Source organism: Methylobacterium sp. J-043 (assembly GCF_022829505.1).
Lineage (GTDB): Bacteria > Pseudomonadota > Alphaproteobacteria > Rhizobiales > Beijerinckiaceae > Methylobacterium > Methylobacterium extorquens_A.
This window is the reverse complement of the sequence record NZ_JAKSYB010000026.1, coordinates 245,830-269,044: the sequence shown is the minus strand read 5'-3', so window position 1 is coordinate 269,044 and position 23,215 is coordinate 245,830. Positions and strand designations below refer to the sequence as shown.

21 protein-coding genes and 1 tRNA gene are annotated in these 23,215 nt (G+C 68.1%); 10 read left to right on the top strand and 12 right to left on the bottom strand.

The features are described from left to right. Positions 1 to 84: 84 nt before the first annotated feature. A complete protein-coding gene (gene tsaD, locus MKK50_RS03715) occupies positions 85 to 1,128 on the top strand; it encodes a tRNA (adenosine(37)-N6)-threonylcarbamoyltransferase complex transferase subunit TsaD (protein ID WP_499020485.1) in 1,044 nt (347 codons plus the stop codon). 16 nt (positions 1,129 to 1,144) lie between these two features. On the opposite strand, the gene MKK50_RS03710 is transcribed toward tsaD, so the two are convergent. Continuing rightward, complete coding sequence (locus MKK50_RS03710; RefSeq protein ID WP_499020454.1) at positions 1,145 to 2,620, bottom strand: methyl-accepting chemotaxis protein; 1,476 nt, start codon at positions 2,618 to 2,620, stop codon at positions 1,145 to 1,147. A gap of 525 nt (positions 2,621 to 3,145) precedes the next feature. Between MKK50_RS03710 and MKK50_RS03705 the strand changes: the two genes are divergently transcribed. Both MKK50_RS03705 and MKK50_RS03700 read left to right on the top strand, forming a co-directional pair. Further along, positions 3,146 to 4,159 carry an NAD(P)H-dependent glycerol-3-phosphate dehydrogenase gene (locus tag MKK50_RS03705; RefSeq protein WP_499020453.1) on the top strand — a complete coding sequence of 338 codons (1,014 nt, stop codon included), beginning with the start codon at positions 3,146 to 3,148 and terminating at the stop codon, positions 4,157 to 4,159. A gap of 101 nt (positions 4,160 to 4,260) precedes the next feature. Continuing rightward, positions 4,261 to 4,686, top strand: a complete 426-nt coding sequence (locus MKK50_RS03700; RefSeq protein WP_499020451.1) for an EVE domain-containing protein — start codon at positions 4,261 to 4,263, stop codon at positions 4,684 to 4,686. Positions 4,687 to 4,714: 28 nt separating this feature from the next. On the opposite strand, the gene MKK50_RS03695 is transcribed toward MKK50_RS03700, so the two are convergent. Continuing rightward, on the bottom strand, positions 4,715 to 5,905 hold the full coding sequence (locus MKK50_RS03695) for an acyltransferase family protein (protein WP_499020449.1): 1,191 nt from the start codon (positions 5,903 to 5,905) through the stop codon (positions 4,715 to 4,717). 423 nt (positions 5,906 to 6,328) lie between these two features. Here MKK50_RS03695 and MKK50_RS03690 point away from each other — a divergent pair, with 423 nt between their 5' ends. After that, on the top strand, positions 6,329 to 6,946 hold the full coding sequence (locus MKK50_RS03690) for a ParB-like protein (RefSeq protein WP_499020447.1): 618 nt from the start codon (positions 6,329 to 6,331) through the stop codon (positions 6,944 to 6,946). Here the strand turns inward: MKK50_RS03690 and MKK50_RS03685 are convergent. Both MKK50_RS03685 and MKK50_RS03680 read right to left on the bottom strand, forming a co-directional pair. Further along, complete coding sequence (locus MKK50_RS03685) at positions 6,910 to 7,422, bottom strand: disulfide bond formation protein B (protein ID WP_499020446.1); 513 nt, start codon at positions 7,420 to 7,422, stop codon at positions 6,910 to 6,912. The two genes, MKK50_RS03690 and MKK50_RS03685, sit on opposite strands and share 37 nt — an antisense overlap. Further along, positions 7,419 to 8,000, bottom strand: coding sequence for a YqaA family protein (locus tag MKK50_RS03680; RefSeq protein WP_253367374.1), 582 nt, complete (start codon positions 7,998 to 8,000; stop codon positions 7,419 to 7,421). The genes MKK50_RS03685 and MKK50_RS03680 overlap by 4 nt, the downstream gene beginning before the upstream one ends. Before the next feature lie 131 nt (positions 8,001 to 8,131). Between MKK50_RS03680 and MKK50_RS03675 the strand changes: the two genes are divergently transcribed. Next, positions 8,132 to 8,216, top strand: a tRNA-Leu gene (locus tag MKK50_RS03675). 28 nt (positions 8,217 to 8,244) lie between these two features. On the opposite strand, the gene MKK50_RS03670 is transcribed toward MKK50_RS03675, so the two are convergent. The 6 genes from MKK50_RS03670 to MKK50_RS03645 all read right to left on the bottom strand — a co-directional run bounded on the left by MKK50_RS03670 (position 8,245) and on the right by MKK50_RS03645 (position 14,823). Continuing rightward, a complete protein-coding gene (locus MKK50_RS03670) occupies positions 8,245 to 8,937 on the bottom strand; it encodes a glutamine amidotransferase-related protein (protein WP_499020444.1) in 693 nt (230 codons plus the stop codon). 61 nt (positions 8,938 to 8,998) lie between these two features. After that, on the bottom strand, positions 8,999 to 10,375 hold the full coding sequence (gene eat / locus MKK50_RS03665; protein WP_499020443.1) for an ethanolamine permease: 1,377 nt from the start codon (positions 10,373 to 10,375) through the stop codon (positions 8,999 to 9,001). A 160-nt stretch (positions 10,376 to 10,535) separates the two neighbouring features. Then, on the bottom strand, positions 10,536 to 11,042 hold the full coding sequence (locus MKK50_RS03660) for a hypothetical protein (protein ID WP_499020441.1): 507 nt from the start codon (positions 11,040 to 11,042) through the stop codon (positions 10,536 to 10,538). Between the two features lie 17 nt (positions 11,043 to 11,059). Continuing rightward, entirely contained in the window at positions 11,060 to 11,551 is a 492-nt protein-coding gene (locus MKK50_RS03655; protein ID WP_499020439.1) for a hypothetical protein, read from the bottom strand. A gap of 41 nt (positions 11,552 to 11,592) precedes the next feature. After that, entirely contained in the window at positions 11,593 to 13,131 is a 1,539-nt protein-coding gene (locus MKK50_RS03650) for a chromosome partitioning protein ParA (RefSeq protein ID WP_499020438.1), read from the bottom strand. A gap of 507 nt (positions 13,132 to 13,638) precedes the next feature. After that, entirely contained in the window at positions 13,639 to 14,823 is a 1,185-nt protein-coding gene (locus tag MKK50_RS03645) for a ceramide glucosyltransferase (protein ID WP_499020436.1), read from the bottom strand. 115 nt (positions 14,824 to 14,938) lie between these two features. Between MKK50_RS03645 and MKK50_RS03640 the strand changes: the two genes are divergently transcribed. The 4 genes from MKK50_RS03640 (at position 14,939) to MKK50_RS03625 (ending at position 19,151) form a co-directional block, all read left to right on the top strand. After that, positions 14,939 to 15,835, top strand: coding sequence for a histone deacetylase family protein (locus MKK50_RS03640; protein ID WP_499020435.1), 897 nt, complete (start codon positions 14,939 to 14,941; stop codon positions 15,833 to 15,835). A gap of 62 nt (positions 15,836 to 15,897) precedes the next feature. Then, entirely contained in the window at positions 15,898 to 16,329 is a 432-nt protein-coding gene (locus MKK50_RS03635; RefSeq protein ID WP_499020433.1) for a DUF1810 domain-containing protein, read from the top strand. Between the two features lie 243 nt (positions 16,330 to 16,572). Further along, positions 16,573 to 17,643, top strand: a complete 1,071-nt coding sequence (locus MKK50_RS03630) for an ATP-grasp domain-containing protein (protein WP_499020483.1) — start codon at positions 16,573 to 16,575, stop codon at positions 17,641 to 17,643. A 197-nt stretch (positions 17,644 to 17,840) separates the two neighbouring features. Next, the gene (locus MKK50_RS03625; protein ID WP_499020481.1) at positions 17,841 to 19,151 is read left to right on the top strand and encodes a GNAT family N-acetyltransferase; all 1,311 of its coding nucleotides are present in this window, start codon (positions 17,841 to 17,843) and stop codon (positions 19,149 to 19,151) included. 19 nt (positions 19,152 to 19,170) lie between these two features. On the opposite strand, the gene tsaA is transcribed toward MKK50_RS03625, so the two are convergent. Then, positions 19,171 to 19,677: a tRNA (N6-threonylcarbamoyladenosine(37)-N6)-methyltransferase TrmO gene (gene tsaA / locus MKK50_RS03620; protein WP_499020432.1), complete on the bottom strand. Its 507-nt coding sequence runs from the start codon at positions 19,675 to 19,677 to the stop codon at positions 19,171 to 19,173. Between the two features lie 144 nt (positions 19,678 to 19,821). Between tsaA and MKK50_RS03615 the strand changes: the two genes are divergently transcribed. Continuing rightward, positions 19,822 to 21,309 carry an AMP nucleosidase gene (locus MKK50_RS03615; RefSeq protein WP_499020430.1) on the top strand — a complete coding sequence of 496 codons (1,488 nt, stop codon included), beginning with the start codon at positions 19,822 to 19,824 and terminating at the stop codon, positions 21,307 to 21,309. Between the two features lie 129 nt (positions 21,310 to 21,438). Here MKK50_RS03615 and MKK50_RS03610 read toward each other — a convergent pair whose 3' ends face one another. Beyond that, positions 21,439 to 23,136, bottom strand: a complete 1,698-nt coding sequence (locus MKK50_RS03610) for a methyl-accepting chemotaxis protein (RefSeq protein WP_499020429.1) — start codon at positions 23,134 to 23,136, stop codon at positions 21,439 to 21,441. Between the last annotated feature and the right edge of the window lie 79 nt (positions 23,137 to 23,215).

The window sequence follows — 23,215 nt, the reverse complement described above, 5'->3', positions numbered from 1 at the left end:
CGGTATGACCGAGCTTTCGCGAGACATGGAGTAGGCGGGCCGGTCCCCGGCACGCAACGGTGCGTGGACGTCAGCGTGACCCTCATGAAGATCCTCGGCATCGAGACCACCTGCGACGAGACTGCCGCCGCCGTCGTGACCCTCGGTGAGGGCGAGCGCGGACACATCCTCGCCAACGAGGTGCTGAGCCAGATCGCCGAGCACGCGGCCTATGGCGGCGTCGTGCCCGAGATCGCCGCCCGCGCCCATGTCGAGGTGCTCGATCGGCTGATCGCCCGGGCGCTCCAGCGGGCGGGGACGACGCTGAAGGAGATCGACGGGATCGCAGTCGCTGCCGGGCCCGGCCTGATCGGCGGTGTGCTGATCGGCCTCGTCACGGCCAAGACCCTGGCCCTCGTCGCGCGCAAGCCGCTGCTGGCGGTCAACCATCTCGAAGCGCACGCGCTGACGCCGCGGCTCACCGACGGGCTCGCTTTCCCCTATCTGCTGCTGCTCGCTTCCGGCGGGCACACGCAGCTCGTCGCGGTGAAGGGAGTGGGCGATTACGTCAGGCTCGGCACCACCATCGACGATGCCATCGGCGAGGCCTTCGACAAGGTCGCCAAGCTTTTGGGGCTGGGCTATCCCGGCGGCCCCGAGGTGGAGCGGCAGGCGCTGAGCGGCAATCCGGAGCGGTTCGCGCTGCCCCGGCCGATGATCGGGCGGCGGCAGGCGGATTTCTCGCTGTCGGGCCTCAAGACGGCCCTGCGCATCGAGGCCGAGCGGCTCGAGCCGCTGGCCTCGCAGGACGTGGCCGATCTCTGCGCGAGCTTCCAGGCGGCGGTGGTGGACGTGATCGTGGACCGCGTGCGCGTGGCCCTGCGCGCCTTCGCCGGTGTCGCCGGGCATCCGACGGCTCTGGTCGCGGCAGGCGGCGTAGCAGCCAACGGAGCGATCCGCCGGGCGCTCGCCGCGCAGGCCGGCGAAGTGGGAATGAGCTTCGTCGCGCCGCCGCTACCGCTGTGCGGCGACAACGGCGCGATGATCGCCTGGGCCGGGCTGGAGCGCCTCCGCCTCGGCCTCGTCGACGATCTCACCGTGCCGGCCCGCGCCCGCTGGCCCTTCGCCGAGGCCGCCCCGGCCGCCTGAGGCCGGCTTTCCCGGATCAGACGAGCGCGCGGGCGGAGGCGGTGACCTTCTGCACGGAGAGATCGACCTCGTTCGCAGCCTGCGCGATGCCGTCGGCGTTGCGGCGCACGGCGTCCACGCTGCGCGCCGCGGTCTGCATGTTGCTCGCGATCTCCTGCGTGACCGCGGCCTGCTCGGTCACGGCAGAGGAGACGCTCATCGAGATCTCGCTGAGATCCGTGATGGTCGAGACGATGGCACGGATCGCCTCGACGGCCCGGGCCGAGGAATCCTGCACGGCGGCGATCTGCTGACCGATATCCTCCGTGGCGCGCGAGGATTGGCTCGCCAGCGCCTTCACCTCGGTGGCGACCACCGCGAAGCCGCGGCCAGCCGCTCCGGCGCGGGCCGCCTCGATGGTGGCGTTCAGGGCAAGTAGGTTGGTCTGGTCGGCGATCGAGCGGATCACGGAGACGACTTCGCCGATGCGTTCGGCGGTGGCGGTCAGTCCGCTCACAATTCCGCCGGCCTCTTCGGCGCGGCTCACGGCCGCGTCGGCGGCGGCCTTGGCCTGCGAGGCGTGACGGCTCAACTCCGCGATCGAAGCCGCGAATTCCTCGGCGCCCGCGGCAACCGATTGGACGTTGTCGGAGGTGACGGCGACCGCGGCCGCCGTGTCGGTGGCCTGACGGCTGACATGCGACATCGCACCGGTGATGGTGCCGAGATCGGACTCGATGGCACGCTGCCCGTTCGCGCGCCGAATACGGTCGGCCACGGCTTGGGTGACGTCGTTGGCGAACTTCACCACGGCGCAGGGACGCCCTTCGCCGTCGAGAACCGGATTGTAGGTGCCGTAGATCCAGATCTCGCGCCCGCCCTTGGCGAGCCGCCGGAACTCGCCGGCCTGATAGGTGCCATTCGCGAGCGACCGCCAGAACTCGGCATAGGCCGCGCCCTTCACTTCCTCGGGATCGACGAAGAGGCTGTGATGCCGGCCGCGGATCTCGTCCAGCCGGTAACCCAGCGCATCGAGGAAGTTCGCGTTGGCATCCGTGATCGTGCCGTCGAGCCCGAAATGGATCACCGCCTGAGACCGGTTGATCGCGGCGATCTGCCCCTCATAACTCGCGTTGCGCTCGGTCTGGGCCGTGATGTCGGTGGCGAGTTTCACCACCTTGTAGGGCTGCCCGCGTCGGTCGAAAATCGGGTTGTAGGAGGCCTGAATCCAGATCGAGCGGCCGTTCTTCCCGATGCGGCGGAACTCGCGGGCTTGGAGCTCGCCGCGGCGCAAAGACTCCCAGAATGCTTTGTATTCCGAACTCTCGCGCTGCTCCGGCGGGATCAACATCGCGTGCGGGCGACCGAGCACCTCGTCGAGAGTGTAGCCCACAAGGGTGAGGAAGTTGGCGTTCGCATCCGTGATGGTGCCGTTCATCGAGAACTCGATGCGACCTTGAGCACGGTCGACAGCAGCAAGGATGGAATTCTGCTCAGAGTGGAAGATTGCCAAGGCTATGCGCTCCAGGCATGACGTGGCCGGATGAAAGACTTTTGACATAAACTGTTTAATTGAAAGTTAATATCGCAAATTATACCCAGTGCGTGCTGATACGAAGCGTGTAAAAATTGACAATCACGTGGATTTGAGGGTCATTCGATGAATGAATATAAATTTTGACTAAATTCGGGTCTGCTGAAATCATGCATTGATGGAAATCGAGCCGGCAGACATATGGAACTTGGACACAAGGATTGAGTTCACGCAACCCGCGAGGATGAATGCCGGCCTTGCTTGAGGTTGTATGACAAAGATCTTCCGGCCTCGGACACAGCACCAAACTCTGCGGCCGGTCGCGGCTGTCACGGTTCAGTTCCGAGGTTCGCTTTCGACGCCGTCGAGCGGGTGCATTCCGGTGGGATGGAGCCCCGCCACCGGACGATCGCGCATCGGTGCTCGCTCTTGCGCCGACAGGTCGTTATCGCGGACCTGACGATGTGGCAGCGGGTCCGCAGCGAGTTCCCGGTGGAGGCAGACATGAAGTCAGGCACACAGCGGCAGGACGAGAGCGTCGCCGTCGTCGGCGGCGGATCCTGGGGCACGGCCTTGGCCAACGCTGCCGCCGCGGCCGGACGCCCGGTCACGCTCTGGATGCGCGATCCGGAAGCCGCGGCGCAGATGGAGCAGGCCCGCGCCAACGCGCGTTACCTGCCCGGTGTCGTCCTGCATCCGGGCGTGCGCGCCACGGCCGAGGCCGCCGCGCTGGGGCAGGCCAGTACGGTGCTGCTCGTTGTGCCGGCACAGACCCTGCGCGGCGTGCTGGCCGCGCTCGCACCCTCGCTGGCGCCCGGCGCCGCTCTGGTGCTCTGCGCCAAGGGGATCGAGCGGGGAAGCGACGCCTTCATGAGCGCGGTGGCGACAGACGTTCTGCCGGCTGGTTCGCCGGTGGCGGTGCTGTCGGGGCCGAGCTTCGCCACCGACGTCGCCCGCGGCCTGCCCACGGCGGTGACGCTCGCCGCGACGGACGGGGCGCTGGCGGCGCATCTGGCCGGTTTGCTCTCGGGGCCGGCCTTCCGGCTCTATCACACGGACGACGTGCGCGGCGTCGAGGTCGGCGGAGCGGGCAAGAACGTGCTCGCGATCGCTGCCGGCATCGTCGCGGGCCGCGGTCTCGGCGAGAGCGCCCGCGCCGCGCTGATCGCCCGCGCCTTCGCCGAGCTGATGCGCTTTGCCCGTGCCTATGGCGGCCGGGCGGAGACGCTGATGGGGCTGTCGGGCTTAGGGGATCTCGTGCTCACCGCCTCCTCGCCGCAATCGCGCAACTTCGCCTTCGGCGAGCGGCTGGGGAAGGGCGCCTCGCCCGAGGAGGCCGCAGGCGGCAAGCTCGTGGAAGGCGCCTTCACCGCGCAGGCGCTGGTCGATCTCGCAAGGGCGCGGGAGGTCGAGATGCCTGTGGCCGAGGCCGTCGCCGCTGTGGTCGCCGGAGCGCTGACGGTCGATGCGGCGATGACCCGCCTGCTCTCGCGGCCACTCAAGGCGGAGACGGCGTGAGCATCCGCCGATGGGTTGAAAGCGAAGCGGTGCGCGCCCTTCAAGCGCGGCCGGATTTTCGATAAGCGAGGGCGCCTTTCCCGACGGAGCCGTCCCGCGCCATGGCCTACTACTGGCTGTTCAAGTCCGAACCCTCGACCTGGTCCTGGGACCAGCAGGTCGAAGCGGGGGAGGGCGGCACCTTCTGGAACGGGGTGCGCAACCACCTCGCCAAGAAGCAGATGCAGGCGATGCAGGTCGGCGAGCGCGGCTTCTTCTATCATTCCAACGAGGGCAAGGCCGTCGTCGGCGTCATCGAGGTCATCAAGCCCTATTATCCCGACCACACCGACGAGAGCGGCCGTTTCGGCATGGTCGATGTGAGGGCGGTGGCGCCGATGCCGCGCCCGGTGACCCTCGATGCGATCAAGGCGGCGACGGCGCTCAAGGACATGGCCCTCGTCACCAATTCCCGCCTCTCGGTGCAGCCGGTGACGGAGGCGGAATGGGCCACGGTCTGCGCCATGGGCGGCTACGGCGAGAGCTGAGCGGCCGGCTTCCGGCGCCGGTTGCTCCTCAGCGGGTGAGCACCTTGGGCGTCGGCACGCGACTGCGGAGCCGTGCGCCGACGATCTGGAGGGCGCGTCCGAGACCGGCGCGCAAGGGCGGCTCGACCCGCCGCGACACCAGGAGGGACGTTCCGATGGCCACCCCGATGCCGCCCGCGAGGATCGCGGCCCGCGGCAGTTCGTAGGCGGACAGGAAGCGCATCGCCACGCCGCCGACGAAGGTGTGCAGCAGGTAGAGCGGATAGGTCGCGAGGCCGAGATCGCGGAACCGCCGCCCGAGTCTGGGGAAGGTGTCGGTCAGCGCGGTGTTCGCGCGGATCGAGAGGCAGAACAGGAGCATGAACACGGCGTAGAGGAGCCAGGGCGTCGCGGGGCTCCCGTCGACGCCGAGCAGGGCGCCGACGAAGCCGGCATCGCAGCGGATCTGCAGGAGGCCCCCCGTCAGGCAGACGGCGAGGCCGGCAAGGCGTGGCGCCGTCAGGCCGTTGCGCACCGCGCTCCACAGCAGCACGCCGATGGCGAAATGGCAGCCATGGGTGAGCAGGGTGAGCTTGGCGATCCGCGTGCTGATGATCCGGTCGAGGTCGGGCCAGAGCGGCGTCGCCGTGAGGCACCACGCGAGCGCGCTGATGACGCCCACCGCCAGGATCACCGGTTCCAGCCGTTCGAATCGGTTCAGGAACAGCAGAGCATAGACTAGAGCGTAGAACATGATCTCGATCCCGAGCGTCCAGTAGACGCCGTCGATCCAGCGCGGGACCGGAAACAGGACGAGGGTGCGGATGTAGCGCTCGAACAGGACCCAGTTGGCCTCCGGGTCGAAGAGCAGCGCGAGCCCGAAGGAGACGCTGGCGCAAAACCAGATGCCCGGCACGAGGCGCAAGATTCGTCCGCTGAGAAAGCGCGATGCGCTCGCGTGGGAGGCGGAATAGGCGATGACGTAGCCCGAGATCACGAAGAACATCGGCACACCGACCCAGCCCTGGGCGCTCAAAAACAGAAGCGCCGGAAACGGGATCGGCTGCCCGACCAAGACTGCCGCCTCGCTCGACGGGACCATCCAGGCGGTGCAGGCGAGGTGATACAGCACGACGAGGCAGGCCGCGCCGAACCGGAGCAGGTCGAGGCCGATCAAGGGCCGAGGTGCGTGCGGGCGCGGGCCGGCCGAGATTTCGCTGCCGGTCTGGACGATTGACATGCCTGTGGTCCTGGTGCCGGGCTCGATCATCGTCCCGAAAATCGGCCGCCGGCTTCCGGAACGAGGCTGTCTGCCGGACAATCACCCGGCAACGCGATGCGCGTCTGTTGTGTTTTCGGGCAAACACGTGCCCGGGACAACGGCATGAAAATACCGATGCCGCCTCTTTCCCCGCGGCACTTTCAGATTTGGGATTAGAAAGCTGAAATCCAGACTCACGGATATGTGAGGCTTGACTTATGTGTCCGGCACCGGGCGAAAGGCGTTCCGCTCCGCATCGATTGATGTTCCGTGAGCTGCCGGCCCCGTTGCCGACCATCTGCAACGTTGTACGAAGCCGGCTTCCGCGTTTCGGAGGGTGAATCGGACGGCATGTCTGATCCGGCCCGACTCCGGGCGCGCTCGAAACGAACGGGAGACTTCATGGCATCGCGCGAACCCCTGCTCATCTCCGTGCCGATTGCGGACTTACGCCCGACGCAGATCACAGTGGGCTATCGTGAGGTGGAGGAGAAGCGCCGCCGCTGGCGGGCGCACGATCCCGAGAAGAAGGCGGCCTTTCTCGGCTCGCATATGATCCCGGTGCTGCTCGGCCCCAAGAAGAAGCACTTCGTCATCGACCACCACCACCTCGCCCGCGCCCTGCAGGAAGAGGGCGAGGAGAACGTGCTGGTGACCGTGGTCGCCGACCTGCACAAGCTCGACAAGGATGCCTTCTGGACGGTGGCCGACCACAAGGCCTGGGTCCACCCCTACGACGCGGGCGGCAAGCGGGTCGGCTTCGACGACGTCCCGAAGGCGATCGCGGATCTTGCCGACGACCCGTTCCGAAGCCTCGCGGGTGAGCTGCGCCGGGCCGGCGGGTTTGCCAAGGACACGACGCCGTTCAGCGAGTTCCTGTGGGCCGACTACCTGCGGCGCAACCTGAAGCGGAAGCTGATCGAGAAGGATTTCACCCAGGCGCTCGAGCAGGCGCTGCGCCTCGCCAAGGCGCCGGATGCCGGCTACCTGCCCGGCTGGTGCGGGCCCCTCGACGGCTGAGCGAGGAGCGCGGCCGCAGCGGCGAGAAGGCCGAGGCCGGCAGCGATCAGCGCGTTCCAGCCGGCGAGCGAGACGCCCAGGAAGCGCCACGCGGCGGCCGTACAATCCACCGGCCGCACGGTTTCGAGGTTCTTCAGGAAGTCGGACACGTCCGCCGGTCCGGCGCCGGACCCGCCGCCGCAATCGCTGGGGCCGGGCCAGAACCCCCATTCCGCGCCCGCGTGATACACGCCGAGGCCGGCGCCGTAGATCAGCACCAGGGCCACGAGGCCGAGGACGAAGCGCGCGAGCCGCGGCGGGAGCAGGATGGCGCCGAGCGCGAGCGGCACAGCGAGGTAGTAGGGCACCCGCTCCGTCAGGCAGAGCTTGCACGGCACGTAGCCGAGGCCGTGCTCGAACACGAGGGCACCGCCGACGGTCAGAGCGGCGCCGAACGCGACGATCGACGCGGCGGCGCGCAGGGGGATGCGGCTCACAGCATCACCTTGAAGGCGACGAAGCCGAGAATCACGACCGCCACGAACAGCCCCGCCACCACGTTGAGGTGCCGGTCGAGCACCGCGCGGATGCCGATGCCGTAGCGCCCGAGCAGCCACGCTAGCAGGAAGAAGCGCGCACCGCGGGTGACGACCGAGAGCAGCGTGAACCAGAACAGCGAGTAATGGGCGAAACCCGAAGTGATGGTGACGAGCTTGTAGGGGATCGGGGTGAGACCCTTCAGCAGGATCACCCAATGCCCATAGGTGGCGTAGGAGGCCTGGAAGGTCTCGGCCTTGTCGGCGAGCCCGTAGAGGTTGAACAGCCACAGCCCGACCGAATCGAACAGCAGCGCGCCGATGGCGTAGCCGAGCAGCCCCCCGAGCACCGAGGCGACGGTCGCGATGGTCGCGTAGAGCCACACCCGGTCCGGCCGGCTCACCGCCATTGGCACCAGCATCGCGTCCGGCGGGACGGGGAAGAACGAACTCTCGGCGAAGGCCACCGCTCCGAGCGCCCAGGGCGCGGACGGCTTGGCGGCGAGCGCGAGTATCCACTCGTAGAGCCGGCGGATCATGGGGCCTCGTTGGGGTGGGGCAAGCGGTGCCCTTTCAGCACAGATGCGCCACGGAGGCGAGCGTCACATCCGATGCGGGAAAGATTCGCTCTGGCCCGTCGCCCCGGCTTGTGCCAAGAGGCGCGTGCGTCGCGGGTATGGCGGAATTGGTAGACGCGGGCGACTCAAAATCGCCAGCCGAAAGGCGTGGGGGTTCGATTCCCTCTACCCGCACCAGCCGCCCCACATTGTTGCCGGGACAGGCTTACGCGTTCAGGAAGCGCCGGATCCAGCCGGCCACGCGAGCGCTGTCATGCGGCGCTTCCAGCGAGGCCAAAGCTGTCGGAACCAAAGCCGGGTCACTCGCCCCCGCTCGGTGTCCGTCTGTGAGCGCGCGGGCATAGTCCGGGGCAAATTCCGGGTGGCATTGGAAGGAGAGGACGGGGCGGTCGCTCCAGGCCAGCACACCGTAGGGCGTGAACCTGCTGCCTGCGAGCACCCGCACGCCGGGCGGCAAGGCCACGACCTGATCCTGATGGCTTACGGGGATGGCGATCGTGTCAGAGCTGTCCATGAAGGGCGCGCGCTCCACCACCTCGTAGGCGTGCAGCCCCAGGCCCCAGCCGCGCTGCGACCGCTCCACTCGTCCGCCGAAGGCCTGCGCCAAGGCCTGATGTCCGAAGCAAAGGCCGACGAGCTTTTTCGAGCGGTCGAGGCCGCGCAGGAAGGCCAGCAGATCTTCGACCCAAGGGGTCGCGTCGTAGACCGAGGCGGGCGAGCCGGTGATGAAGAACGCGTCGAACGCCTCCGGCGCCTCGGGCCAGCGGCCTGCCGTCACGTCGAATCCCGTGAAGGCGTGGCCGTCCCCGATCAGCGCCTCGACCATCGCGCCGTAGGAGGGAAAGCGCCCGCCGAGCCGCTCGGGCGGATGGCCGGTCTCGAGGATGGCGATGTTCATGGGGCCGGACTTAGAGCATCGTCCCGAAAGGTGGTTACCGGCTTTCGGACAAGCCGATGCTCTAGATCGCCGCATCGAGGGTGGAAACCGTCGCCGGAGCCGCAGGCTTGGCCACGAATCGCACCAGCAGCACGGCCACACCCATCACCGCGGCGAAGATCGCAAAGATCAGCGGGTTGTAGACAACGAGCGCCACGAGGCAAATGACCGCCATCCCGAGCGCGAAGGCCGGAGCGTAGGGATAGAGCGGCGCCCGATAGGGCCGGGCCAGATCCGGCTTGGCTCGGCGCAGGCGGAACAGCGCGGCCATGCTCATCACGTACATGGTGAGCGCGCCGAACACCGCCATCGTCACGATGCTGGCGGTGAGCGACTGGCCGGCGACGCTGATGAGGTTGTCGCTGTAGATCGCGGCGATGCCGACGGCGCCGCCGGCCAACGTCGCGATATGCGGTGTCTGAAAGCGCGGATGCACCCGCGCGAACAGGGCAGGCAGGAAGCCGGCGCGGGCGAGTGCGAAGATCTGGCGGGCATAGCCCATGATGATGCCGTGGAACGAGGCGACGAGGCCGAACAGGCCGAGCCAGACCAGCATGTGCAGCCAGCCGCTCGACTCGCCCACCACCCGCTTCATCGCCTGGGGCAGGGGATCGTTGAGATCGGACAGGCTCTTCCAATCCCCGGCGGCGCCCGCGAACAGCATCACCCCGAAGGCGAGTGCGGTGAGCGTCAGCACACCGGTGATGTAGGCGATGGGGATGGTGCGCTTGGGGTCTTTTGCTTCTTCGGCGGCCATGGCCACACCCTCGATGGCGAGGAAGAACCAGATCGCGAAGGGGATCGCGGCGAAGATGCCGCCGATGGCGGCCGGCCCGAACGCGTCCTCTCCGGCCCAGCCGCCGGCCGTGAAGTTGTCGAGGCGGAAGGCCGGAGCGACGACGCCCATGAAGACCAGAAGCTCGGCCACCGCCAGCACGGTGACGCACAGCTCGAAGGTGGCGGCGATGCGCACGCCGACGATGTTGAGGCCCATGAACAGCAGGTAGGCGCCGAGCGCGGCGTGCTTGGGGTCGAGCCCCGGATACTGGACGTTGAGATAGGCGCCGATGGCGAGCGAGATCGCGGGCGGCGCGAATACGAACTCGATCAGCGTGGCGTAGCCGGCCACCGCCGCCCCCGTGGGCCCGAAGGCGCGGAGCGCATAGGCGAACGGGCCGCCGGCCTGTGGGATCGCGGTGGTGAGTTCGGTGAAACTGAAGATGAAGGCGACATACATCGCGGCCACGCACAGCGTGGTGACGAGGAAGCCCAGGGTGCCTGCTTGAGCCCAGCCATAGCTCCACCCGAAATACTCGCCCGAGATCACGAGCCCGACGGCGATGCCCCAGAGATGGAAGGCGTTGAGGCTCTTATCGAGCGTGGTCGAAGGCGTCGGCATCGTGCAACTCCGCGGTCCCGGCCCAAAAGACGGCGTCCGAACGGCGCCTATGGGGCAGGGGGCCAAGCAAGAGCGTTGCCGCTTGCGTGCCCGCGGCGCTCGTCAGGCGCCGCTCAGCCCTTCTGGGCCGGCAACGGGGCGCGCCAAGAGCCGAGGGCGGTCACTCGGGCGAGGGCCGCTGGCCGGCCGGATCGAAGGGCATGTGAGCGATGCGTCCTGATGCCGGATGTTCGCTCAGCTCGACGTTGAAGGTTTTGTAGATGAAGGCGAGCAGCTCCTCCGCCGCGCAGGCGCGCGTCTCGGACGAGGCCGCCGCCGCTTTCGCCTCATGACAGCGCTGCGACAGGATCTCCTGTTCGGACAGCGCCGTTCGCAACGCCATCTTCGTCGCGGTGATCGTCAGCCGGCACTCGCTGATTTCTTTCATCAGCGCCGATCGCTCCGATTGCCACCGGACACGCTCCTGCTGCACGCTCTGGATCAGATTCATCGCCTGCGGCTCGATCATCTCCTTCCAGCGCTGCAAATCATGGATCGTGTCCGCAGCCTGCTTCACCAGACCCAATGCGTCGTCGAGCCTGACATCGAGATCGAACATGGCCCACTCGGAGGGCCGGATCGGCAGGCCGCTCTCACTGGTGCTCGGATATGGGCTGTCGAGGTCCATCGGAACGCGTTCACGCCTTACGGCGCGTCCTGACCGCTGTCGCCGGTTTCCGCGGGGACGGGCTTGTTCTTCGAACCGAAGGCCGTGAACACCGCATCGTAGATGCGGACCAGCCAGGTTTCCGCCTCCTTGGCGCGCGCCTCGGCGCGGCGGGCGCGGTCCTCGGCCTGGCTCAGCAGGAGCTGGTTCGAGGCGAGCGTCTTCTGGAGCTGCCGCACCTCGTCCTCAGCTTGGCTGATGACGCTGCGGAGCTGGTTCTCGAGATCGACGGCGCGCTCTTCGCTGATCCGGATCGCTTCGGCGGCCTCCTGCACGAGGTCGATCGCGGAGACCCAGTCGCGCTGCGGCAGCGAGGCCGTGCCCCCGTCGGAGGCGGATGCGGTGTCGGAGGTGGCTGGCGAGAAATTGATGATCTTGTCTCCCGGTCGCGTCACGTTGGCCTGCCAAGCCCGCATGAGAATGGAATTGCCGGAGGAAGGGGCGGCGTCTTTCACGGCCTGTTCTGACATTCAAACGTCCTTCCGAGTCTTCTTTGCCGAGGAACGGCGAATTAGGCCGACTTGCCCGTGGAGCTGAACGGCCGAACGTTACTCACCTCGTCGGCCGAGGCATGCGCGGTCTCTTCGTCGAGCTCTTCGTTCACCTGCTCCCGCCACGGGCGGCCCGAGCGTTTCAGGGCATCGTGCTGCTTCTGCAGCGTGACCCGGCTTTCGCGCGCGATGTCGAGGGCACCTTGCAGCAACGCGCGCTCCGAGCGCTCGTTCTGCAATTCCTCCATCAATCTGCGGTTCGAGGCGTCGAGATCGGCGCGGGCGGCCTCGTGCCGGTGGGTCAGGTGCTCGATGCGGTCGTTCAGAACCGCGTTGCGGTTCGTCGTCTGCTCGATCGCCGCATCCTTGGCCGCGAGAGCCTTGTTGAGCATGTCGCAACGGCTGTCGAGTTCGCCGCGAATGCGCTGGATCTCCAGGAACCGCTCGGTCTGGCGCGAAAGGTCGGCTTGCAGGGCTTCGAGGCGGCGCTCCAGCGTGCTGCGCGCGATGGTCGCCTCCTTGAAATTGCGATCGACCGAACGGAATTCCTCGTCCTTGTCCCGCAACTGGTTGCGAGCCTGCACCAGCAGCTGTTCCGTCGAGGTCGCTCGGTTCAGGGCGGCTTCGAGTTTCATCGCGAGGCTGGCGCGGTCGTTTCGGAGCGCGGACAGCTCCGTCTCGTGCTGCGCCTCGTTCCGCTCCCTTACGGAGATTTCCGTTGCGAGTTGGGTCTCGACGATACGCAGGCGCTGCCGGTCGGCTTCGGCGGTGCTCGTCAGGTCGCGGTGGCGGGCATCCAGATCCGCGAGTTGCGTCGCCTGCTCCTCGCTCAGAAGCTGGAGCCGGCGTCCCTCGACCTCCAGCAGGCCGTTCCGCTCGCGGACGTTGTTCAGCTCGTGCTCGGAACGCGCCAGGGCGCTGTCGGCGGCCTGCGCTTCCTGCCGCAGTGCCCGGCTCTCGCTCGTCAGCGCCTTGTTCTGCTCGACTTCGGAAAAGAGCTGGCGCTCCAGGTTCTCGATCGCAGAGACCTTGTCGCGCAGATCGATCTGGTGCGCCTCGACCGCCCCATCGCGCTCGCGCAGGCTTTCCAGGGTTCGCTTCGCGTGAACCTGGGAATCCGCGAGTTCGCTGTTCATCCGCGACAGCTTCGCGGAGAGATCGGCCACCTCGTCGCGCAGGTTGCCGTTGGCGCCGACTTCCTGGGTCAGCGTGTTCTCAAGTTCGGCAATCCGCACGCTGGCCTTGGACAGCTCGCTGCTGATGCTCGCCAGCGGTTGCAGGATCAGCGCGAAGTCGTCCTGCAGGCTTCGCAGGTCGTCCAGGCGACCGAGCATCGCGTCGATGCGCTGCCGGACGACCTCGTCCCTTTGGCCGATGGCGTCGAGGTTCGTCGGAGCGGACTCGGGCGCCGAGCGGGAGCGCCTGCCACCCTCCATCAGGTCGGGGACGACCGCCTTTGGCAGCCGCGGCGAAGGGGCCGGCTGCGGGTTGCGCGGCTGTTGCTCTGCGTCCCGGTCGCGTGAGGCGGATGACGTCGGCAGCACGTTTCGGAACGGCATCCAAGCCATCGCAGTGTGTTTCCCCTGACCACACGGCGAATTCGCGTGCTTACTGCTTTTTTAACAGATCTGCCGCTCAACGCGAGTCGCAAGCCCCGTTGGCAACAGGCTTCTTCCCGATAGGTGGCGCGCGGATATTTCGGTAACTGAACCGTGAGTGTCGAATATTTCAAAGTATAAATGATCGTATTGTTGGTTCTGATTCAGCGATATGATGGATTGGTAAGAACTGTTTCTCGGGGTATCGGGTTGCTGTCGCAAGTGATGGCGATGGCCGCCGGGTTACGCGGATTCTGTGGCCGAGGATATTCCGGCAGAAATCGCCGCGGCGAAGAACGCTGCGGCATGGGTCGCCGCGATACGCGCAGATGCCGCTCGATGCCGAGAAAGGCCCGCAATCACGGCCGCAGGCCGTCGCCGGGTCGGGCGCATCCATTCGCCCGCTTGCGCCGCGTCATGTCCGCGCGGAGGCTGCGCCCGGCCATCCCCTCATGAAGGCCGCGGCGGTCAGGCGGCGCTCGGCCCCGTTTCCAGTGAGGCCGCGTCGCGGGTGCGGATGTCCATGGCATTGCCGCGCCAGACGATGGCGGTGCGGGCCCAGGCACTCGCCCAGATCGCCGGCAGAAGGGCGTCGCGGACGAGGAGGGCGGCGAGCATCCGCGGCGAGCGGTGCCAGCCGGCGCGTGCGGCCAGCGCGATCTCCGCCCCGTACCAGAGCACGCCTGCCCCGACGAGCCAGAGGGCGACCTCCATCGTCCCCGCCACGACGCCGGTCAGCACCAGCGGCAGCAGGGCGCCGATGCCGATCTCGGGAGCGAAGAACAGTGGGAAAGTGACCCGGCGCAGCCGCGCCCAGCGCACCTGCCGCGACCAGACCTCCGACAGGGCGCGATGACCGAGCGGCTGCTGGAAGGGCGCGGCGACGAGATGCACCCGCTTGCCCGCCGCGCGCACGAGCTTGGTCGCGGCGGCGTCCTCGGCGATCTCGGCGTTCAGCGCGCGGATGCCGCCCTGCGCTTCGAGGAAGGGCTTGTTCCAGAGCATGCTCTTACCCTGGGCGAAGCCGAGGCCCAGCGCCTCGCCGGCATATTGCCAGCGCGCCTGCAGGGTGTTGAGGAAGGCGCATTCCACTTCGGCGAAGAAGTTCTCCGGACGTGCGCCGATCGGCGTCGAGCAAACGAGGCCGCTGCTGGTCCGCCACGCCGCCTGCATCTGCTGAATGTAATCGGGCGGCATCAGAACGTTGGAATCGGCGAGGATCACCCAATCGTGCCGGGCGGCATCCCAGCCCCGCACGCAGTTGTTGAGCTTCGGATTGCCGCCGATGCGCTCGTCGCCGAGGATCACTCGCGACGGGGTCTGCGGGTGCGCCGCCCGCATTCGCTCCAGCAGCGGCAGGATCGGGTCGCCGGCCTCCGCCACGCAGAAGATCAACTCGTAGGCGGGATAATCGAGCCGGAAGCTCGCGAGCAGCGTCTCTTCGCTGAATGCCTCCAGGCCGCGCAGGGGCCGCACCACCGAGACGGGGGCGCCGGCCGGGAAGGCGGATGGCGTGCTCTCGTCATGGTGCTTGTCTCGACTTTTGCGCCCGATGCGCAGGGCCGCCACCGCGAGGCTCGCGAGGTTGACGGCGACGAGAACCGCGCAGAGCGCGAGGGCGGCGAGCGCGCCGCTCTCCGGCAGGGCGATCATGCGCGGCGTCTCCCGTCGAGGGTGTCTTCGGGCGCGACGGCGCGTCCCATCACGCCCCTAGCAGCGCCGCCTTATCAGGCGTGTGACACTTCAAACGCCGTCACGGGCCGTTCCCTTGATCCCGATCGTGTTCCATCCGGCCTACGAGGCCGAATTGCCGGAGGGCCACCGCTTTCCGATGCGCAAATACGGCCGGCTCGCCGAAACCCTGCGCGCCCGCGGCCTCGTGCCGGACGGCTTCGTCACGCCGGAGCCCGCCGACGCGGCCCTGCTGTCGGGTGCGCACGATCCGGCCTATGTCGCCGCGGTGCTCGCGGCGCAGGTGCCGCGGGCGATCGAGCGGGCGATCGGCCTGCCCGTCACGGAGTCCGTCACCACCCGCGCCTGCGCCTCGGCCGGGGGAACGCTGCGCGCTGCGCGCCTTGCGCTGAGCCACGGGCTCGCCGGCAGCACGGCCGGCGGCAGCCACCACGCCCGCCGAGCCGGCGGGGCGGGCTTCTGCGTGTTCAACGACGTGGCGGTGGCCGCCCTCGCCCTGAGACGCGCGGGTGCGATCACCCGGGCGCTGATCGTCGATCTCGACGTGCATCAGGGCGACGGCACCGCCGATTGTCTCACCCGCGAGCCCGACCTGTTCACGCTCTCGATCCACTGCGAGCGCAACTATCCGCACGACAAGGTGCCCGGCGACCTCGATATCGGCCTGCCCGACGGGCTCGACGATGCGGCGTATCTCGCGGTGCTGGAGGCGCGCCTGCCCGCGCTGGTGCAGAACTTCGCGCCGGACCTCATTTTCTACAATGCCGGCGTCGATCCACATCGCGACGACCGGCTCGGCCGCCTCTGCCTCACCGATGCGGGATTGCTCGCCCGCGACCGGTACGTGGTCGGCCTTGCGCGGGCGCAGCGGATTCCGCTCTGCGCCGTGATCGGCGGCGGCTACGGCAGCGATGTCGACGCCCTGGCCGCGCGCCATGCCCTCGTCTTCGAAGCGATGGCGGCCGCTGCCTGAGGAACGCCGGTCCGCGCACCCGGTTTGCCCAGCCACGGAGACGACGCCACAGGACAGAGACGATGCCGGACGACGCGTTCGACCTGAACCGCTTCGTGGAAGCACAGGACGGCCTCTACGAGGGCGCGCTCGCGGAGCTGAAGAATGGGCGCAAGCAGAGCCACTGGATGTGGTTCATCTTTCCCCAGATCGCCGGGCTCGGCTCCAGCCCGATGGCCCGGCGCTATGCGATCGGCTCGCTGGCCGAGGCGCGGGCCTATCTCGCCCACCCGATGCTCGGCGAACGGCTGCGGACCTGCACGCGGGCTGCGAATGCCTGGGAGGACCGCTCGGCCCACGCCCTGTTCGGCGCGCCCGACGACATGAAGTTCCGTTCCTCCATGACTCTGTTCGCGCAGGCCGATCCGAACGATCCGGATTTTACCCGCGCACTCGCGACTTTCTTCGAGGGACGGCCCGACCCGCTGACCCTGGAGAGGCTGGCGCAGCGCTGAGACGGGACCATCGCCCGGCCGCTCGTCGAGTTCGAAAAAATCTAGAAGCGGCAATTCGGTCCTAATCCGATTTTTCCGGACCGCCCATCAGTATAGAACTATTATGAAAAGTTGAGTTTTCCGGCGATTGGTTGTTGACGATACATTGCGCGTAAACATAGATGCTCCAAGACCGCCAATCGAAGATCAAATATTAGTCCGTTCTCTGGTTGTCTGGGGATTGGTCGGACATGAGGCATTGTGATGAAGCGCGCGCTTGTCTTAGCCAATGGCCCGCGCATCCAATATCGAGTCTTGCGATGTGCGGGCGAATGCTTTGATGAAGTCTATGTTCTGGGCGCAAATGATGCGTATCTCTTGAAGCGCTCGCGATTTTGCGAGATTTTTATTGACTTCATGGGAGATTTTGCCAATATTCGGCAATCGGATCTTGCCGATATTCGCCGGCTCTGCGCCGTCCACAAGATCGATATGGTGCTCCCGAGTTGCAGCCGGACGACGCGTCTTCTGGCGGCCCACGGCGCCGAGATCGGGGCGCCGTACTATCCCGTGCCGGATCAGCACACCTTCGACGCCCTCGACGACAAATGGCGCTTCGCCGGCGTTTGCGCCGACCTCGATCTTCCCGTCCCCCTGACGCGGCGGTTCGAGACGATGGCGGATCTGCGCCGCGATCCGGACCTCGCCCGCTTCGGATTTCCCCTGATCCTGAAGCCGGCGGCCATGTCGGGCGGCTACGGCGTGCGGCGGATCGATTCCGCCGAAGAACTTCCCGAGCATCTCAACTACGCACCGATCATCTGTCAGGCCTACGTGCCGGGCGAGGAGTTGAGCGCGTTCTATCTCTGTGAAGCCGGAAAGATCTTCGCGTCGTTCTCCTATCGCCGGACCCTCACCAAGCTGGAGGAGATCCGTGTTCCGGACATCGATGCGCATGCAAGCCGGCTCGTCGCGCATTTCCGCTACGACGGGGTGATCGGTTTCGATATCCGGCGCCGGCCCGATGGCGAGATCGCCTTCATCGAATGCAACCCGCGCTTCTGGTACCACATGGAGGTGGCGATGCTGGCGGGCCTGAACTTCGTCACCCTCGGCTGCCGCCTGCGTCAGGGGGAGGGAGGCCCTGCCGCTTCCGACACGCTCAAGCTTCGTTCGCCGCGCCGCCTGTGCGGGAACCTGCTCACGCCCTGGCGCCTGAACCGCGCCGAGCGGGCCTATCTCCGCTACATCGTCCGCGATCCGGCGATTTCGGGCTGGGCGGCGTTCCAGAGCGCGATCGGCCGCTACCGTCTCGCCGGCGGGCAGCTCCTGTGAGGCGCGCCCCGATCCGCCGGAGAGCGACGTCGCTTCCGATCAGGGCCGGTCTGCGCATCGGGATATCCCCCTCAAAGGCGCGTGCTTTGCGCGCGGCTTTGCTGTCGTTCTCGGCGGGCAACGAAGTGATCACTGCGTAAGCCGGCCCGCGGATGCAGGGCCGGCGCAGCGACGAGACCGAGGAAGAGGGGCCGTCCATGGATTCGAGCGGCGACTTCGCGAGCCTGCCTGCGGCTGAGCCCGCCCCCCCGTCGTTTGTGCCCGATGCGGTCTCGCAGCGGCCGGCCCTTTCCGTCGAAGTGGCGACCGCGCCGCGCTTTCGCTCCCTCGCCGCGGAATGGCGCCGGCTGGTCCGGCGCTGCACCGAGCCGAACGTGTTCATGGAGCCCGCCGTCGCGGGTGCGATGTACACGGCGACCGAGACGCCGTTGCACGTTCTCCTCGCCTGGTCCCGCCGCAACGGGGAAGAGGCCGAGCTGATCGGTGCCTGGCTCCTCGTGACCGGGCGGCCCTCGTCGCGCCTGCCGATCCAGACCCTCGAAGCCCCGTGCAATTCGCTGACCTTCCTCGGCTCGCCGGTGCTCGATCGCGACCATGCGGTCGAGGCCCTGTCGGCGATGCTCGATGCCGTCGCCGAGCATCCTGCCTTGCCGAAGCTAATCTGCGCCAACCAGATCGCGATGGACGGGGCGGTCTACGCCGCCCTCGTCGGCGCGGCCGGCCGGCGGGGGTTCCGAATCGTCGAGATCGAGCGCCGGCAGCGCGCCCGGCTCGATGCGCCCGTCGCGGGACAGACCGCGCCGGTCTCGTCCAGCTCCTCGAAGCGGCGTGCGGAGTTGCGGCGCCATCGCAAGCGGCTCGCGGAGCAGGGCGAGTTGCGTCACGTCAGCATCCGCAAGCCGGAGGAGGTCAGCACGGCATTCCAGGAATTTCTATATCTGGAGGCCGCGGGCTGGAAGGGCCGCAAGAGCCGGCGCGGACGGGCGATCCGCAACGCGCCGCCGCTCTGCGCCTTCGCCCAGTCGATGATCGCGGGGTTGGCGCGGGACGGCTGCGCCGGCGTCGAGGCCCTGCGTCTCGACGGCCGAGCCATCGCGATGAACATCTGGCTGCGATCCGGCCGTACGGCCTTCGGCTGGAAGATGGCCTATGACGAGGCTTACGCGAAATGGGGGCCCGGCTCGCTGCTGATGGAGGCGATGACCGAGACGGTGTTCGCGGACGGGACCATCGACACCATCGATTCCTGCAACCGGGACACCTCGGCGGCGCTGGCGCAGATCTGGCCGGACCGCCGCGAGATCGCCGATCTCCTGATCGACGTCTCCCCCGGCGGCTCCCTGCGCGGCCGGTTGACGGCCCTGTCGGAGACGTGGTTCCGGCATGGTCGCGGCGTCGCCCGCCGGACCTACAAGACCCACGTCAAGCCGGTCTATTTGCGCGCCCTGGCCCGGTTGACCGCGGCGCCGGGAACCGGAGCGGCGGGGCAGGGGAAGACGCAGGGGTAGGAGGTCCGATCCCGCCGGATCAGGACGCCGCCGGCTTCTCCGTGCCGGCGCGATCGACCCGCGCCTCCGGCCGGCTGTCGGTCGAGGCGAAGTAGGGCTTGATGTCGAGCAGCGGCGTGCCGTCGATGCAGTCGAGCCCGCGCACGCGGACGGTGCCGTCGGCGATGTCGAGCCGCTCGACCACGGCGAGCGCGATGGGGTTCGGGCGGGCGGGCGAGCGCAGCGAAAAGGTGCCGCGGCTGCCTGGCGCGTGGCGCGGCTGCTGGCGCACGAGGTCGCGCGCGGCCCGGTCCATCCAATAGAGCACGATCAGGTGCGTGGCGCCCTCCAGGTTCTGCAGCGCGGGCCGGTAGGCGGCATTGACTTCGAGGGTGCAGATCGCGTCCGTCTGCGTGCCGTTCTTGGGGCACTCGCTTAGGTCTTTCCACGGCGTGCGCACCCGGCCGATGAAGTAGAGGCCGGCATCGTAGTCGGCGGGCAGCGGGATCGCCTCCTCGCCGGGGCGCCGCTCGACATCCTCGTTCATCCGCTTTCGCTTCCCCGTTTGGCGACGCATGCCTTGTCGCTCCGGCGCAGCGGCTCTGCAAGGCAGGCAGAGCCCTTGCAAGGTCGCTCGCTCGTCTCGCTGCGTCGCGCGGTGTAGACGTCTTGCGGTCAGCGGGGAGGGCACATGGTCATCGACGAGTTGCGGCCGATGGAGGCCGTCGCCGACGCGGAGACGGCCGTGGATCGGCTCGAGGCGCTGCATGCGGGCGCGACCCAGGCGCTCCAGGCGGCCCTGGCGCGCTACCTCGAACACCGCATCCCGCCGGACGCGACCGAACGGCTCCAGTTCCGCTACCCTGAGCTGCGCCTGACCTACCAGCCCGCGGGACCGCTGCCGCGGCTCAACCGGGCCACCGCCAAGTTCCAGGCGCCCGGCCTCTATGCCACCACGGTGACGCAGCCCGGCTATTTCCGCGCCTATCTCCTGGAGCAGTTGCGGCCGCTCGTGCGCGATTACGGCGCCAGCATCGAAGTCGGCCTGTCGGGCCAGGAGATTCCCTACCCCTACATCGTCGAGCCCGGCACCGATCTCGGCGGCAGCGGGGTCAGCACCAGCGATCTCGCCACCCTGTTCCCGACGCCGCTCCTCTCGGTGGTGGGCGACGAGGTCGCCGACGGTCTGTGGCTGGAGAATGCGGGCGATCCGCGCCCGCTCGCCCTGTTCGACGGGGTGCGCACCGATTACTCCCTGCGCCGGCTCGTGCATTACACCGGCTCGGACTGGCGCGAGATCCAGCCCTGGATCCTGCTCACCAACTATCACCGCTACGTCGATGGCTTCGTCCGTCACGGGCTGGAGCGTCTGGCGGCGGGGGAGGGGGAGCGGCTTGTGCTGCCCGGCGGGATCGTGGTGGAGCAGGCCGAGGCCGCCTCGGCCGATCCGGCGGCGCTGATCGCCGCCTCACCCTGGCACAAGTACCAGATGCCGGCCTACCACCTCGTCGGCCGTGGGCCGGACGGGGCGCCCCAGGGCACGACGCTCGTCAATATCGGCGTCGGCCCCTCCAATGCGAAGACCATCACCGACCACCTCGCGGTGCTGCGCCCGCATTGCTGGCTGATGGTCGGGCATTGCGGCGGATTGCGTCAGTCGCAGACCATCGGCGACTACGTGCTCGCCCACGGATACCTGCGCCGCGACCGCATCCTCGACGACCTCGTGCCGCCGGAGATTCCGGTGCCGGCTTTGGCCGAAGTGCAGATCGCCCTGCAAGCGGCGGCGGCGGCCGTCACCGGCGAGCGGGCCGACGCTCTGAAGCAGCGCCTGCGCACCGGCACGGTCGTGACCTACGACGACCGCAACTGGGAGCTCCGCTTCAGCCAGGAGCGGCGGCGCATCAACCTCTCGCGGGCGATCGCGGTGGACATGGAGAGCGGCACCATCGCCGCTCAAGGGTATCGCCTGCGGGTGCCCTACGGCACGCTGCTCTGCGTGTCCGACAAGCCGCTGCACGGCGAGATCAAGCTGCCGGGCGCGGCCGACGCCTTCTACGAGCGGGCGGTGGCCGAGCATCTCAAGATCGGGCTCGCCACGCTCGATACCCTGCGCGCCGACCGGGCGGGTCTGCATTCGAGAAAGCTCCGCAGCTTCGACGAACCGCCGTTTCGGTAGGATTTTGGGGTTTCGAAAGGGCGAGCCCGTTCACGGGTCCTGGGCGGAGCAGCCCTGGTGGAAGGGAAGCCGGGGCTCTGCCCCGGCACCCCGCCAAAGGGATGATCCCTTTGAGATCCCGGTGGGAGCCTACGCCGCACGCACCGTGGCGAGGAACTGCGAGACCTGGGCGCGCAGCGCCTCGGACTGGCGCGACAGCTCGCCCGCGGCGCCGAGCACTTGGCTTGCCGCCGCGCCCGTCTCTTCGGCCGCACCCGCCACACCCGCGATGTTGCCCGTCACCTCCGACGTGCCGGTCGAGGCCTGGGCGACGTTGCGGACGATCTCCTGCGTCGCCGCGCCCTGCTGCTCCACCGCCGCGGCGATGGCGGTCGCCATCGTGTCGATGTCGCGGATGCGGCCGGCGATGTCGCCGATCGCCGCGACCGCCTGACCGGTCACGCCCTGGATCTGCCCGATCTGCGCCGAGATCTCCCCGGTCGCTCGGGCGGTCTGGTTGGCGAGTTCCTTGACCTCGGCCGCGACCACCGCGAAGCCGCGGCCGGCCTCGCCGGCACGGGCGGCCTCGATGGTGGCGTTCAGCGCCAGAAGATTGGTCTGTCCGGCGATGGAAGAGATCAACCCGACCACGTCGCCGATGCGGCCCATGGCAGAGTTCAGTTCCTGCACGAGATGCGCGGTCCGATCCGATTGCGTGACGGCGGCCTGCGCCAGCTCGGTGGAGCCCGCGACCTGCCGGCCGATCTCGGCGACCGAGCTGCCGAGTTCCTCGGCGGCGGAGGCCACGGTGTTGACGTTGGTCGCGGCCTCTTCCGCCGCGGCGGCGACGGTGGTCGCCTGGGTGGCGGTCTCGGTCGCCGTCGCGGTCATGGTCGAGGCGGTCGCCTGAAGCTCGGTCGCGGAGGACGAGACCATGCCGACGATGCCGCCCACGGCCGTCTCGAAGCGGTCGGCCAACTCGATCATCGTCCGCTTGCGCTCGGCGGCGGCGGCCTCGTCGGCGATGCGGCGCATCTCGGCCTGCTCGGCGGCCTTCTGCGAGACCATCTCCCGGATGCCCTCGACGGCGCGGCCGACCGCGCCGATCTCGTCGCCCCGTTTCGCCTCCGCGATGCTGGCGTCGATGTCACCCTGCGCCATCCGCCGCAGGACCGTCACGAGCCGACCGAGCGGACGGACAATGCCGAAGGCGACGATGCTGCCGGCGAGCGCCATGGCCACGAGCAGGGCGAGACCGGAGCCCACCATGAGATGGGTGATCGTGCGGCTCGCCTCGTCGGCGGCGGCCTGCTTCTTCGCCTGCATCTCCCTGCCGATCAAGGCGACGCGGGCGAGGACGAGTTCGTTCAGTTTCTCGCGGATCGGCGCGGAGTCCTCCTGCACGACCTTGAGCGCGGCCTGGGTGTTGTTGACGAGGCCGAATTCGGTCGAGCGGGCAAGATGGCCGAAGAACGTCTCCGCCGTCTCCCGGATCTGCTGGTTGGTTGCCCGGCGTTCCGATGTGTCCGCGAGGGCGATGAGGTTGTCGATGGCCGTGTAGGCGGCGGAGGCGGCCGCTTCCTGGCTGGCCTTGTATCGCGCCATCACCTCGGGACGGGTCTCGATGATGGTGGTCCGATTGTGGATCGCAGCCTCGTTGATCTTGAGCTGTGCCTTGAGGATGTTCTCCTGGCGCGCCGCCTGCACGTCGATGACCTGCTGGGTCTGCTCAGTGACGCTGTGCAGGGCACCTCGGGCGTAGACGATGACGCCGACGGTCGTGGCCGCCATCAGTGCCAGGGGAACCGCGACCTTCACCAGGATCCCGGCATTGTCGATCAGCTTCATCGATGTCGTCCCACGTGTGTTTCGTGGGTCGGTTGCTGAAGGCGACACCTTAATCGGACGTTGCTCGGCGTAAGGCTTC